Below are 13,689 nucleotides of genomic sequence, written 5' to 3' on the forward strand. Positions count from 1 at the left end.
AGCCGGAGCGGAGGGTAGGGGTCGCGCGAGGTACGAGCGCGGCACCTGCCCGCAGCGCAGGCGAGGCCCAGCGCGACCATCAGCGCAGAGCGGCTGAGCTGAGCCGGAGCGGAGGGTAGGGGTCGCGCGAGGTACGAGCGCGGCACCTGCCCGCAGCGCAGGCGAGGCCCAGCGCGACCATCAGCGCAGAGCGGCTGGGCCAACCCTGCCGAGCCCCGACCGTGACCGAATCTCCCCCAGGATGTGATCTGCGTCCCGGGGGAGTGTCGTTTCCCCAGGTCAGCGCAGTTGTGCGGGGAGACCGAGGACCGAAAGACCTGTCCATTTCGTGACGTAATGCACTGACAGCCCGTACCGGTACAGGCCAAGCTGATGTAGGAAGTCGGGGGTATCGATGGAACCGGGAGTATGTCAGTGAGCGCCATGCCGTTTGCCCTGTTGCTGACCACCGCCGCTGCCACGGCCGTCGGCGCCGCCGCGCTGCACGCCGCTCACGGGCTGCGCAAGCAGGTCGTCGCGCTGCGCTCGGAGCTGGCCGCCGGCCACGCTCTCGGCGCGTCCGTGCCGCCCCAGAGCCGCAGCACGGCCACTCCGGCCGAGGAGATACGCGCGGCCGTGGCCGAGGCGCTGGCCGAGGAGCGGGAGCGGGAGCTGGCCGAGGCGCGCGCCTTCTGGGCCGCGCAGGAGGCCCGCGACGCCGCGGACGCCCCGTCCCTGCTGGGCGGCCTGTCCGGCCTCGGCGACGACGCCCCGTACTACCTGCCCCGGCAGGCCGACTTCGCCGGCCTGGAGTCGATGGACCTCGAAGCGGCCGAGGCCATGGAGGAGCTCGTGGAGCTGAGCGAGCGGACTCTCGCGGAGCACGAGATCAGTGAGCTGACCGACCTTCCGGAGATGGCGGACGTCGCGGAGGCCACGGAGTTCACCGAGGACTCCCCCGAGCTGGCCGCCGCCCGCCGCCGCCACCCCTCGCACCCGGACTTCGTTCCCGTGCAGACGCCGGTGGTCACCGATCACGAGCGCACCGTGAACCGGCTGGAGGAGCTGGCCGACACGGCGACCGAGCTGACCGACGTGCGCCCCGGCCCGCTGGGCACGCTCGACGTGTACGTCTTCGCCGACGGCACCACGCTCTGCATGACCCCCGGCCACCGCGAGACCGCCGAGCGGCTCGCGGAGGCGCTGCGGGCGGGCCGGCAGCCGGTGCTGCTGGGGGGCTCGGGCGTCTCGGGCGCCTACGCGCTGACCTTCTCCTGCGGTGAGGACAACGTCTACATCCTCGCGGACCGGGTCATCGCCTCGTTCTGACCGCCTCGTCCGCCGGACGCGGGCGGCTCGCGGGAGGGACGCGCGAGAACCCTCGCCGCCCGTGCCCCGCTCCCCCGCGCACGCGCGGGGCCGCGGCTCAGGCGAACGTCCGCGCCGCCGCTTCCCCGACGTACCGCACGGCCTCGTCCAGCTCCCGGGACGAGGCCGTTTCCAGTGCCACGGCCAGGTCCCGCCCGGCGACGGCGACCTGGTCGCCGACCGCGAACATCCCGGCGTCCGGCAGCTCCCGCGGTTCGGCGTCCGGGTTCTCCAGGCGCTGGGCCCGTACGGCGAGCTCCCGGGCGGCGGCCAGCGCCTCGGCGGCCGCACCGCGCTGGAGGCGGCTCTGCGGGGCCGAGCGCAGCCGGTCGGCGAATCGGTCCACGGCCTGGATCAGGGGCGTCGTATCGAGCACCCGGCCGACCCTACGCGTCCCTCCCGCACGGCCGCCAACGGCCCGGCGCGCGCACTCCGCCCCGCGACGCTCCCGGCCGCCCCTCCGCACGCGGAACGGCCCGCAGGCGCATGCCTGCGGGCCGTTCCGGTGCTTCCAGTCCCAGCGGGTGCCGCCGGGCTGCGGGACGGGTCAGTCGTCGCCGCTGAGGATCGCGACCAGGCGCAGCATCTCGACGTAGATCCACACCAGGGTGACGGTCAGGCCGAAGGCGGCCAGCCACGCCTCCTCGCGCGGAGCGCCGTACGCGATGCCGTCCTCGACCTGCTTGAAGTTCAGGGCGAGGATGGCCGCGCCGATGACGATGGCCACGATGCCGAAGACGATGCCGAGCGCGCCGCTGCGGAAGCCGAGGCCGTCGCCGCCGCCGAAGACGGCGAACAGGAGGTTGACCATCATCAGCAGCATGAAGCCGATGGCGGCCGCCATCACGAAGCCGTAGAAGCGGCGCGTGACCCGGATCAGCCCGGTGCGGTAGGCGATCAGCACACCGGCGAAGACCGCCATGGTGCCGAGCACCGCCTGCATCGCCGCCCCGGGGGCGACGTACATGCTGACGATGTTGCTGACGATGCCGAGGAAGACGCCCTCGAACGCGGCGTACGTCAGGATCAGCGGCGGCGAGGGCCGGCGCTTGAACGAGTTGACCAGGGACAGCACGAAGCCGATGAGCGCGGCGCCGATGGCCACGCCGTAGGCGCTGCCCAGGTTGGCCTGGTCGACCGGCATGGCCCACCACGCGGCGGCGGCGGCCACGATCACGGTGCCGAGGGTCATCGCCGTACGCGTCACCACGTCGTCGATGGTCATCGCGTCCGGACGTGCGGGAGCCGGGGCTCCGTGGAGGTCCGTCTGCGCGTACGGGTTGGTGGCGTACGGGTTGGCGGCGGTGCCCTGTGCGTACGGGTTGCCCGTCGCGGGGGCCCCGGCCTGCGGCGCCGCGTTGAAGCCCGCGTGGCCGTTGTCGCGGCTGAAGCCCCGTCGCGAGAAGACCGGGTTGCTGCTCCTCATTTCACTCCTCCATGGCCACACTGCGTGGCCTTGACACAAGAGTAATGGGTAGGCAAAAGAATCACCCTAGTGCCAGGGGAGGATCTTTCCGGCAGGACGCGGCGGAGCCCTGCCGCGGGGCCCGGGGGAAGGCTCGCGCGGGGCCGGGGCGGCGGCCCGGGGGGGAGGGTCGCACACGGCAGGGCAGGAGGGCCGCACGCGGCCGGGACCGGGGGGCGGCGGGGCCGGCAGAGCGGTGACGGTGCGGGCCGGTCGGGTCACGCTCGGTGGGGAGCTGGTGCCCGGAGCCGGACTCGAACCGGCACGCCCCCGAGGGGCAGCGAGGTTTAAGCTCGCCGTGTCTACGTTCCACCATCCGGGCGTGCCACGCGGCTCCGCGTATGGCTACCGACCCTATCCGGGGCCGTCCCCCGATCAGCGGAACACTGGCGCGATGTTGTCTTATTTTATTGACCGTTTGAGAGACCGTCAGCACTTGGGGGCGGGCTGACCACCCACCGGCGACCGATCCCGGGCGGCCCGCGCGCCGCCCGGGATTGACGGAAAGTCGCCGCACTCGTACGGCCCAATGCGCCAGGTCCGCGCCAGGGTCCGCCACGGTGCGCGCCACCCTCGGGTCCGGCGCCCCGCGGACCCCGGCTCCGACGCCGTCCGCGCACCGTCGCGGCGACCGTCCCCCGTACCTCCGTGGGCTCACGCTGGGTGATCACGGAGGGGTGGTCGCGGCCGGGGCCGGGGGTGCGCCTCGGGGTCGATGTCATACCCGAGGAGGACGGACGGGCACCGGCGGTGCGACTCAAGAGGGCCCCGGGAACGGGCATCGGGAGGGACGCCCGGCCGCGATCGAGCCGTAAGGATGGAGTAAGTCCCCGAGGCATGGCGTCGAAGCCCGCATCAGCACGGCCCGGCCATCCGCATCACCGAACCAGGAGCGTCCCAGTGACCACCACCCCCACCGTTCCCCGCCCCACCACGGTGGCCGCCCGCGCCACGGAGCTGTCGAAGGTCTACGGCGAGGGCGAGACGCAGGTCGTCGCGCTGGACCGGGTCACCGTGGACTTCCCGCAGGGCGAGTTCACCGCGATCATGGGCCCGTCCGGTTCGGGCAAGTCGACGCTGATGCACTGCGTCGCCGGCCTCGACAGCTTCAGCAGCGGTTCGGTGCGCATCGGCGAGACCGAGCTGTCCACGCTGAAGGACAAGCAGCTCACGCAGTTGCGCCGGGACAAGATCGGCTTCATCTTCCAGGCGTTCAACCTGCTGCCGACGCTCACCGCGCTGGAGAACATCACCCTGCCGATGGACATCGCGGGCCGGAAGCCGGACGCCGCGTGGTTGCAGAAGGTGATCGACATGGTGGGGCTCTCGGATCGGCTGAAGCACCGCCCGACCGAGCTGTCCGGCGGTCAGCAGCAGCGCGTCGCCGTGGCCCGCGCCCTGGCCTCGCAGCCCGAGATCATCTTCGGTGACGAGCCGACCGGGAACCTGGACTCCCGCTCCGGCGCCGAGGTCCTCGGCTTCCTGCGCAACTCGGTGCGCGACCTGGGCCAGACCGTCGTGATGGTGACCCACGACCCGGTGGCCGCCTCCTACGCGGACCGGGTCGTCTTCCTCGCGGACGGCGCGGTCGTCGACCAGATGATGCACCCGACCGCCGACGGGGTCCTCGACCGGATGAAGGCGTTCGACGCGAAGGGCCGCACCAGCTGACGCCCCGGCCGGTCGCCCCGTACCGACCGGCCGCCGCCCGGCCGCCGCGTACGGCCTTCCGTACGCGTGCGCCCCCCTGCCCTCCCCCTTCCGCACTTCCGGAACCCATCCCAGGACACAGACATGTTCCGTACCGCCCTGCGCAATGTGCTCGCGCACAAGGCCAGGCTGCTGATGACCGTGCTCGCCGTCATGCTCGGCGTAGCGTTCGTCTCCGGCACGCTGGTCTTCACCGACACCCTCGGCAACGCCTTCCGCAACCAGTCCGCCAAGAGCTACGACAACGTCGCCGTCTCCGTCGAGACGTACAGCGGCGACGACGAGAAGAACCCCGGTCTCGACGAGGCCACCCTGGAGAAGATCCGGGGGCTGGACGGCGTGGCCTCGGCCACCGGCCGGGTCACCGGCTTCGCCGGGGTGGCCGACCCGGACGGCAAGCTGATCGGCAACGGCTGGTCCAACACCGGCGCGAACTTCGCCCCCGGCGAGGACGGCAAGGACTTCCAGTACGTCTTCACCGACGGCTCGGGCCCGGTGAAGAACGGTTCGGTCGCGCTCGACAAGGACACCGCGAGCAAGGGCGAGTACCGCGTCGGGGATCCGGTGCGGGTCGCCACCAACGGGCCGGTGAAGGAGTACACCCTCTCGGGGATCTTCACCACCGAGGACGGCGCGGTCAACGCGGGCGGCAGCCTCGTGCTGTTCGACACCGCGACCGCCCAGGAGCTCTACCTGAAGCCCGGCGTCTTCCAGAACGCCACGGTCACCGCGGCGGGCGGCGTCTCCGACCAGAAGCTGCTGGACGAGATCGTGCCACTGCTGCCGAAGGACGCCACCGCGCAGACCGGCAAGAAGCTGGCGGACCAGCAGGCGAAGGACATCGAGTCCGGCCTGAGCAGCCTCAACACCATGCTGCTGGCCTTCGCGGGCATCGCCCTCTTCGTCGGCGTCTTCCTCATCGCCAACACCTTCACCATGCTGATCGCCCAGCGCACCCGTGAGCTGGCCCTGATGCGCGCCATCGGCGCCACCCGCCGCCAGGTGAAGCGCTCGGTGCTGCTGGAGGCCGGCGTCGTCGGCACCCTCGCCTCGGTGATCGGCTTCCTGCTCGGGCTGGGGCTCGCCACCGGTCTGCGCTCCGCCATGGGCCTCATGGGCGGCAAGATCCCCGCCGGCCCGCTGATCGTCTCCCCGACCGCCGTCCTCTCCGCCTTCGCGGTCGGCATCCTGATCACCGTGCTCGCCGCCTGGCTGCCCGCCCGCCGGGCCGCGAAGATCGCCCCGGTCGCCGCGATGAGCAGCGTCCACGCCACCGCCTCCGTGAAGTCCCTCGTCGTACGGAACTCGATCGGCGGCGTCATCGCCCTGCTCGGCTCCGCGGGCATCGTCGGCGGTGCGGCGAGCGGCGGCACCTCCGGCCGGCAGCTGGTCGCGGGGGGCGCGTTCTTCGCCCTGATCGGCGTCATCATCCTGATCCCGCTGCTGTCCCGCCCGGTGGTCGCACTGGTCCGGCCACTGCTGAAGAAGGTGTTCGGCGTCTCCGGGAAGCTCGCGTCGCAGAACGCGGTGCGCAACCCGCGGCGCACCGGAGCCACCGCCTCCGCCCTGGCCATCGGGCTGACCCTGGTCACCGGCATCTCGGTGCTCGGCGTCACGCTCGGCCAGGCCATCGACAAGATGACCACGGACAACATCAAGGCCGACTACATGGTCTCGATGGCCAGCGGCGACTCGCTCGACGAGTCCGCCCTCACCGCCCTGTCGAAGGCGGACGGCGTCACCGCGCTCTCCCCGCAGCAGGCGGCGTGGTTCGAGGTCGACGGCGAGTACTTCTCGGCCTCCGGCGTCACGCCGGGCGATGTGGAGAAGGTCTTCTCGCTGGCGGTCGAGTCCGGTTCGCTGGCCTCGCTCAAGGACGGCGAGGTGGCGGTCGGCGCCAAGACCGCGAAGTCGAACGGCTGGAAGACCGGCGACACCCTTCCGGTGAAGTTCGACGACGAGAAGAAGAGCGAGCTGAAGATCGGGGCGACCTACAAGGAGAACGAGTTCCTCTCGCCCTTCGTGATCCCGAAGGAGACGGCCGACGAGCACAGCACCTCCACCCGGCCGGAGATCCGCGAGATCTGGATCAAGACGGACGGCGGCGCGAGCAAGGCCCACGAGCAGTCCATCGTGGACGCCCTGGGCGACAACCCGGCGATGAGCGTCATGGACCGGCAGGACATCCGCGACATGTTCGGCGGCTTCGTCAACACCGCCCTGAACATCATGTACGGGCTGCTCGCCATGGCCCTGCTGATCGCGGTCCTCGGCGTGGTCAACACCCTCGCGATGTCGGTGTTCGAGCGGCAGCAGGAGATCGGCATGCTCCGCGCGATCGGTCTCGACCGGGGCCGGGTCAAGCGGATGATCCGGCTGGAGGCCGTCGTCATCTCGGTCTTCGGCGCGGTGATCGGGGTCGGCCTCGGGGTCTTCCTCGGGTGGGCGATAGGCCGGACCCTGTCCGCGGACATCCCCGGCTACGCCCTGGTCATCCCGTGGGACCGGCTCGGCGTCTTCCTGCTGCTGGCCGCGCTGGTGGGCGTCCTCGCCTCGCTGTGGCCCGCCCGCAGCGCCGCGAAGCTCAACATGCTGACGGCGATCAAGACGGAGTAGTCCGGGCCCGGCAGGGCCGGGACGAGGGGACGACGAGGGGCCGGTGCACCGCGCGGAAGCGTGCACCGGCCCCTCGCCCGCGTCCGGGACGGCGGGTACGCGTACGGGTCAGGCGTCCCCGCCCCCGGCGGGCTCCGTCCAGGCGCGGGCGCGCAGCGGCATCCGGGAGCCTCCGCCGTCCAGCGGGCGCACGGCGAGGATCTGGTTGACGCCGATCCGGTTGTGCTCGAAGGAGAGCGCGGAGGCGGCCATGTACAGCCGCCAGACCCGGGCCCGGCCCGGGGAGGTGGCGCGTACCGCCTCCTGCCAGTGCCGCTCCAGGTTGGCCACCCACCGGCGCAGGGTCAGCGCGTAGTGCTCGCGCAGCGCCTCGACGTCCCTGGCCTCGAACCCGGCCTCCTCCAGGGTGGCCAGGGTGCGGCCGAGCGGGGCCAGTTCGCCGTCGGGGAAGACGTAGGCGTCGATGAACGCGTCGATGCGGTAGGCGTCCTCGTCCTTCTCGGGGCGGCGGGCGATCTGGTGGTTCAGGAGGCGGCCGCCGGGCTTCAGGAGGGCGTAGAGGGCGTCGGCGTACTCCCGGTAGCGGACGGAGCCGACGTGCTCGGCCATGCCGATCGAGGAGATCGCGTCGTACGGTCCGGGTGGGGCGTCCCCTGTTCGGGCGGAGCCGGGTGGGCGGGGAAGGACGTCCCGGTAGTCCTGGACGCGGATCTCGACGCGGTCGGTCAGCCCCGCGTCGGCGACGCGCTTGCGGGCGAGGGCGGCCTGCTCCCGCGAGAGGGTGATGCCGGTGACCCGGGCGCCGTAGTGGCGGGCGGCGTGGATGGCCATCGAGCCCCAGCCGCAGCCGACGTCCAGGAGCCGGTCGCCTTCCCGGAGGGCGAGTTTGCGGCAGACGAGGTCGAGCTTGTCCCGCTGGGCCTCCTCCAGGGTTCCGCCGTCCTGCCAGTAGGCACAGGAGTAGACCAGGGAGGGGCCGAGGACCAGGGCGTAGAAGTCGTTGCCGACGTCGTAGTGGTGGCTGACGGCCTGTCTGTCGCGCCGTCTGGTGTGCAGCGGTCCGGTACGGCGGCGCACCTCCTCGGCGGGCGGGGCGGGCGGCGGCCAGGGGCCCGCGAGGCCGAGGAGGCCGCGGGCGAAGGCGCGGGCCCGGGGGTCGCGCACCGGGTGGACGGAATCCTCGGCCTCGCGGTCCCAGAGCAGCCCCGCCAGCCGGCTCAGCGCCTCGTACAGATCGCCCTCGACGTCGATCTCACCGGCCACCCAGGCGCGGGCCAGGCCCAGTTCGCCCGGTTTCCACAGGAGCCGGCGCAGGGCGCGCCGGCGACGGATCACCAGGACGGGGGCGTCGGGCGGCCCCGACTCGCTGCCGTCCCAGGCCCGGACCCGGATCGACAGGGGCTGCGAGAGCAACTCTTCGGCGAGAGCGGTCAGCCGCGACGCGGCGTCTGTCATGGCGCACACCTCCGTGGTGTTTCCCGACAAGCACAACAGGCACAGGCGAACGGACATGCTCGTGACCCCGCCGCTCCACCACGGTGCCGACACGAGGTACACCTGCGTCAACTGTTCCCGTACTCCCCGTCATCCCGCTACCGGGCAACGAACCGGCAAAGGGCGCTCCCCGGCCCTCCGTGCGGCGGGGGCGGGTGTTGACGCGCCGTCCGCTCCCGGCCGCCTCCCCGTCCGGGGCACGCCGGAGGGGCGGCTCGGGCACGCCGGAGGAGCCGCCCGGGCACGCCGGGGCCGCCGGACGCGACGAAGGGCGACACGCCGAAGGGGCCGTCCGCACCACGGATGGCGGACGGCCCCTTCGGGCGTCGTACGGAGCGCTCCCGGCGGAGCGGGTCACCGCAGGGTCAGGAGGCCTTGGCCTTCTCGCCCTCGGACTTGGCGGCGGCCGGAGCCGGGGCCGGCTTGGCGGCCTCGTAGAACTCCTCGCGCGGCGTCTCCATGGCGCCGAGCGAGACGACCTCGCGCTTGAGGAACATCGCCAGCGTCCAGTCGGCGAAGATCCGGATCTTGCGGTTCCAGGTGGGCATCGCCATGCCGTGGTAGCCGCGGTGCATGTACCAGGCGAGACGGCCCTTGAGCTTGATCTTCACCTTGCCCATGACGATCATCGCGACGCCCTTGTGCAGGCCGAGTCCGGCGACCGCACCCTTGTTGGCGTGGCTGTACTCCTTCTGCGGGAAGCCCCGCATGCCGGAGATCACGTTGTCGCCGAGGACCTTCGCCTGGCGCAGCGCGTGCTGGGCGTTGGGCGGGCACCAGGCGTTCGGGTTGCCGGCGCGGCGGCCGACCATGTCCGGCACCTGGGCGTTGTCGCCCGCGGCCCAGATGTAGTCGGTGCCCTGCACCTGGAGCTTCTCGGAGGTGTCCACGTGGCCGCGCGGCCCGAGCGGCAGGCCGAAGCGGGCCAGGGCCGGGTTCGGCTTCACGCCGGCGGTCCACACGATGGTGCTGGAGTCGACCTCCAGGCCGTTCTTCAGGACCACGTGGCCGTCGACGCAGGAGTCCATCGAGGTGGAGAGGTAGATCTCCACGCCGCGGCTCTCCAGGTGCTCCTTGCCGTAGGCGCCCAGCTTCGGGCCCACCTCGGGAAGGATCTTGTCGGCGGCGTCGACCAGGATGAAGCGCATGTCCTCGCGCTTCACGTTGGTGTAGTACTTCGCGGCGTCGCGGGCCATGTCCTCGACCTCGCCGATGGTCTCCGCGCCGGCGAAGCCGCCGCCCACGAAGACGAACGTCAGCGCCTTGCGGCGGACGTCCTCGTCGGTCGTGGAGTCGGCCTTGTCCAGCTGCTCCAGGACGTGGTTGCGCAGCCCGATGGCCTCCTCGATGCCCTTCATGCCGATGCCCTGCTCGGCGAGGCCGGGGATCGGGAAGGTGCGGGAGACGGCGCCCATCGCGATGACCAGGTAGTCGAAGGGCAGCTCGTAGGCCTCGCCGACGAGCGGCGCGACCGTGGCGACCTTGCGGTCCTGGTCGATGGTCGTGACCCGACCGGTGAGAACCTCAGCCTTGGGCAGCACGCGTCGCAGCGGGACGACGACATGCCGAGGCGAGATGCTGCCGGCGGCAGCTTCGGGGAGGAAGGGCTGGTAGGTCATGTACGACCGCGGGTCGACGACCGTGACGGTCGCCTCGCCGTATCGCATCTTCTTCAGAATGCGACGAGCTGCGTACAGGCCTACGTACCCACCGCCTACAACGAGGATCCTGGGACGCTCCGTGGTGCTCATGCCATCGAGTATCCACCCCGCCCGCGGGGGGTGCTCGTGAGCCCCTTCACAAGGATTGACCTACCCTCTGCTACACTTCGCCGCCCACGTGACCCAGGTCATGGTTGCAGAAGGGAACCAGAGCCCCTCGGGAAACGTTGTGCACCGCCTGTGAGCTGGCCCTTGGCCCTCCCGGCAGGGTGAACCACCGCCCTCTTCCCCGCGTACGCAACGCCCTGGCGACGCACGTGCCGCACCCGCGTGCGACCCCCGGGGCCACCCGGAAGGCCCCGAACGACACGAACGGGGCCCCACCGGGCCCCATTCCTTGTGAAGAAGTTCACGAACTTTCCCGCCCCACCCCACCGATTCGCTCCCCGGAGGGGGTTCCAGGGGGCGAATCGAAGCTCAACGGTGCAGATGACACCCCGATCGAGCGGTCGTGGCGGCTCCGGACACAGGCCGCCGACCCGAGCCCCGTGTACACACTGACGCGTACACCCTGCCCCATGGACAACACGGTGTCGGTACGGGAAGCCCGCGCGCACCTGGCGGACCACATCAACGCGGCCGAAGAGGGAACACCCACGGTCATCACCCGCAACGGCGAGGCTGTCGCCGCACTCGTGCCGATCGCGGATTTCGACGCACTGGAAGAGGCTGCCGACGTGCTACTCGCCCGTGAGGCAGAAGCCGTCCTGGCCGAGGGCGGCCCCACGGTGACCATGGCCGAACTCCTGGCGGACCTGTTCACCGAGCGAACCGAAGGCGCGGCATGAAGTACGCGTTCCGGTTCACCGCGGCAGCGCAACGGCAACTGCGCGCCATCGACCGGCCCGCCGCCATGCGAATCCTCGCCGCTCTCACCGCCCCCGGCGACGATCCGTACCGCGAGGACGCCGACGTCAAGAAGCTCACCGGCCCCTCGGGGCTCTACCGGCTCCGGGTGGGCAGCTACCGCGTCGCCTATCGGGTGGAGGACGGCGAACTGGTCATCCTCGTCGTCAAGGTCGGCGACCGGCGCGACGTCCACCGGTCCCTCTGAGCGGCGGGGCGACCTCGGAGCAGCCCCGCCTCCCTCCGCCCGAGCGGCGCTCCGGGCGATCCCGTCGGGCATCTCCTGTGTCAGGCGAACGGTCCGCCTTCCGCCGCTTTAAAGGCGATCCCGTCCAGGATGTCGTGTTCGCTGACGACGACCTCGTGGGCGCCCGTCCGCTCCATCACCGCGAGCAGGACCAGCGCTCCCGCGCCGATCACGTCGACCCGGCCGGGGTGCATCACGGGGATCGCGGCGCGCTCCTCGTGGGTGGAGCGGAGCAGGTGCTCGGTGATCGCGCGGACCTGGCCGCGGGTGATCCGGGAGTGGTGGATGGCCCCGGAGTCGTACGCCTCCAGCTCCAGCGCGATCCCGGCGATCGTGGTGACGGTGCCCGCCAGGCCGACCAGGGTGCCGGCCCCGGTGAGCGGCACGGTCCGCTCGGCCAGGTCGAGTGCGGCCTCCACGTCGGCGCGGATCGCGGCGGCCCGCTCGTGGCTGGGCGGGTCCACCACGGCGCCGCCGTCGACGAGGTGACGCTCCGTCATCCGTACGCAACCGATGTCCACGGACCGGGCCGCCTCCACCCGGTCCGCGCCGAGGACGAACTCGGTCGAGCCGCCGCCGATGTCCACCACCAGGTAGGGCTTGGCCAGGTCGTCGCGGCCGGCCAGCTCCTTGGTGGCCCCGTCGAAGGAGAGCTGCGCCTCCTGGTCGCCGGTGATCACCTCGGGCTCGACGCCCAGGATCTCGCGTACCCCCGCGGTGAACTCGCCGCTGTTCTCGGCGTCGCGGGAGGCGGAGGTGGCGACGAACCGGATGCGCTCCGCGCCCAGTTCCCCGATCGCGGCGGCGTACTCGCGGCAGGCCGCGAACGTCCGCTCCAGCGCCTCGGGGGCGAGCCGGCCGGTCCGGTCGACGCCCTGGCCGAGGCGGACGATCGTCATCCGCCGGTCCAGTTCGGTGAAGGAGCCGGTGGCGGGGTCCACGTCGGCGACGAGGAGCCGGATGGAGTTGGTGCCGCAGTCGACCGCGGCGACCCGGGTCACGCGCCCCGCCCGTCGCCCGGGCCGTCGAGCGGACGGAAGGCGGCGTGGCCGTCGCCGTCCGCGTCCACCGTCCAGCCGTCCTCCTCGCTCGGCGGCGTGCACGGCGTGACGCAGGGGCCCTTCGCCCACCACTCCGGCAGCATCGCGATGGCCTCGTCGCCCAGCGGGTTCACGCCGGGTCCGGCGGCCAGCGAGTGGCCGACCAGGACGTGCAGGCACTTCACCCGGTCCGGCATGCCGCCCGCGCTGGGGAAGCCCTCCAGGACCTCGATGGCGTCGCGGCGGGCGATGTAGTCCTCGTGGGCGGCCCGGTAGGCCTCGGCCAGCTCCGGGTCGGACCCCAGACGGGCCGTCATCTCCTTCATGACCCCGTTGGCCTCCAGCGTGCCGATCGCCGAGGCCGCCCGGGGGCAGGTCAGGTAGTACGTCGTCGGGAACGGCGTGCCGTCCTCCAGACGCGGCTGGGTCTCCACCACGTCCGGGTTGCCGCACGGGCAGCGGTGCGCGATGGCGCGCAGACCGCGCGGCGGGCGGCCGAGCTGCTGCTCGAACGCGGCGATGTCCGCGTCGGTGGGCTGGGTGGACTCGGTCTGCGGAGGGGGCGTTTCCATGCCTGCCTTGGTTCTGCTCGGAAGCTCTAGAGGTGGACGTACGGGAGTGAACGTACGGGGTCGGTCGGTCAGTCGCGGTCGGCACGGTCGGCGTCGTCCACGCCGTCCCACAGGTTGGAGTGCCAGGGGCGGTCGTTCGCGCCGGGCTCCCCGCGGGAGTCCTCCGCCGCGTCGGGGTCGGCCACGGTGTAGCCGATCTCCCCGGGGAGTACGTAATGGAGGTGCTGGCGGGCGAGCCGCATGATGTACGCGTCGTCCTGGAGCCGCGCCTTCTCGTCCCGCAGCTCCTCGGTGCGCCGCTCCGCCTCCTGCGAGAGCCGCTCCTGCTCGGCGATCTCGTCGCGCTGGGAGACGTACTGCCGCATCGGGTAGGCGAGCGCCACCACCAGGGAGCAGACGACCAGCGCCAGGAACGCGGCCCGGCCGGTGAGCCGGGAGCGGCGGGCCTGGCGGCGGTTCTGCGACCGGTACACGCGGGCGGCGGTCTGCTCGCCCAGCAGCCGCAGCCTGGTAGAGGTGGAGAACCGGTCGCGGTCCTTCCCGGCCATGTCTCCCGCCTCCCCGTCACACACGTCCGTCCCCGCACACGGTACGGGACCGGGTGCGGGGACGGACGGAGGCTACCGTCCTG

Annotated in this window: 12 protein-coding genes and 1 tRNA gene; 5 read left to right on the forward strand and 8 right to left on the reverse strand. The window is 72.0% G+C overall.

Going from position 1 to position 13,689, the window contains the following annotated elements; translation table 11 throughout:
- Nucleotides 1–408: 408 nt before the first annotated feature.
- Complete coding sequence (locus ACH4K1_RS11015; RefSeq protein ID WP_398088497.1) at nt 409–1,308, forward strand: hypothetical protein; 900 nt, start codon at nt 409–411, stop codon at nt 1,306–1,308.
- A gap of 97 nt (nt 1,309–1,405) precedes the next feature.
- On the opposite strand, the gene ACH4K1_RS11020 is transcribed toward ACH4K1_RS11015, so the two are convergent.
- From ACH4K1_RS11020 to ACH4K1_RS11030, 3 genes are all read right to left on the reverse strand, one after another.
- Nucleotides 1,406–1,723, reverse strand: coding sequence for a hypothetical protein (locus ACH4K1_RS11020; protein ID WP_376154197.1), 318 nt, complete (start codon nt 1,721–1,723; stop codon nt 1,406–1,408).
- A 171-nt stretch (nt 1,724–1,894) separates the two neighbouring features.
- Nucleotides 1,895–2,773 (reverse strand): Bax inhibitor-1/YccA family protein, encoded by an 879-nt coding sequence (locus tag ACH4K1_RS11025; protein ID WP_228990991.1) that lies wholly within the window; start codon nt 2,771–2,773, stop codon nt 1,895–1,897.
- 275 nt (nt 2,774–3,048) lie between these two features.
- Nucleotides 3,049–3,134: transfer RNA gene (locus ACH4K1_RS11030), tRNA-Leu, on the reverse strand.
- Between the two features lie 578 nt (nt 3,135–3,712).
- Between ACH4K1_RS11030 and ACH4K1_RS11035 the strand changes: the two genes are divergently transcribed.
- Nucleotides 3,713–4,483: an ABC transporter ATP-binding protein gene (locus ACH4K1_RS11035; protein WP_228990989.1), complete on the forward strand. Its 771-nt coding sequence runs from the start codon at nt 3,713–3,715 to the stop codon at nt 4,481–4,483.
- 123 nt (nt 4,484–4,606) lie between these two features.
- Nucleotides 4,607–7,138 carry an ABC transporter permease gene (locus ACH4K1_RS11040; protein ID WP_398088499.1) on the forward strand — a complete coding sequence of 844 codons (2,532 nt, stop codon included), beginning with the start codon at nt 4,607–4,609 and terminating at the stop codon, nt 7,136–7,138.
- Nucleotides 7,139–7,246: 108 nt separating this feature from the next.
- Here ACH4K1_RS11040 and ACH4K1_RS11045 read toward each other — a convergent pair whose 3' ends face one another.
- On the reverse strand, nt 7,247–8,593 hold the full coding sequence (locus ACH4K1_RS11045) for a class I SAM-dependent methyltransferase (protein WP_398088500.1): 1,347 nt from the start codon (nt 8,591–8,593) through the stop codon (nt 7,247–7,249).
- Between the two features lie 404 nt (nt 8,594–8,997).
- Nucleotides 8,998–10,383 (reverse strand): NAD(P)/FAD-dependent oxidoreductase, encoded by a 1,386-nt coding sequence (locus ACH4K1_RS11050; protein WP_228990981.1) that lies wholly within the window; start codon nt 10,381–10,383, stop codon nt 8,998–9,000.
- Between the two features lie 488 nt (nt 10,384–10,871).
- On the opposite strand from ACH4K1_RS11050, the gene ACH4K1_RS11055 reads away from it, so the two are divergent.
- Nucleotides 10,872–11,141 carry a type II toxin-antitoxin system Phd/YefM family antitoxin gene (locus ACH4K1_RS11055; protein ID WP_398088502.1) on the forward strand — a complete coding sequence of 90 codons (270 nt, stop codon included), beginning with the start codon at nt 10,872–10,874 and terminating at the stop codon, nt 11,139–11,141.
- Nucleotides 11,138–11,407 (forward strand): type II toxin-antitoxin system RelE/ParE family toxin, encoded by a 270-nt coding sequence (locus tag ACH4K1_RS11060; RefSeq protein ID WP_398088504.1) that lies wholly within the window; start codon nt 11,138–11,140, stop codon nt 11,405–11,407. Before ACH4K1_RS11055 ends, ACH4K1_RS11060 begins: the two co-directional genes overlap by 4 nt.
- An 80-nt stretch (nt 11,408–11,487) precedes the next feature.
- Here ACH4K1_RS11060 and ACH4K1_RS11065 read toward each other — a convergent pair whose 3' ends face one another.
- The 3 genes from ACH4K1_RS11065 to ACH4K1_RS11075 form a co-directional block, all read right to left on the reverse strand.
- Nucleotides 11,488–12,447, reverse strand: coding sequence for an exopolyphosphatase (locus ACH4K1_RS11065; RefSeq protein WP_398088505.1), 960 nt, complete (start codon nt 12,445–12,447; stop codon nt 11,488–11,490).
- Nucleotides 12,444–13,058, reverse strand: a complete 615-nt coding sequence (locus ACH4K1_RS11070) for a DUF501 domain-containing protein (protein WP_398088507.1) — start codon at nt 13,056–13,058, stop codon at nt 12,444–12,446. Before ACH4K1_RS11070 ends, ACH4K1_RS11065 begins: the two co-directional genes overlap by 4 nt.
- Before the next feature lie 68 nt (nt 13,059–13,126).
- Nucleotides 13,127–13,606 (reverse strand): septum formation initiator family protein, encoded by a 480-nt coding sequence (locus ACH4K1_RS11075; RefSeq protein WP_398088509.1) that lies wholly within the window; start codon nt 13,604–13,606, stop codon nt 13,127–13,129.
- Nucleotides 13,607–13,689 lie beyond the last annotated feature (83 nt).

Origin of the sequence: Streptomyces sp. NPDC017448, from assembly GCF_044330565.1 — a bacterium.
Lineage (GTDB): Bacteria > Actinomycetota > Actinomycetes > Streptomycetales > Streptomycetaceae > Streptomyces.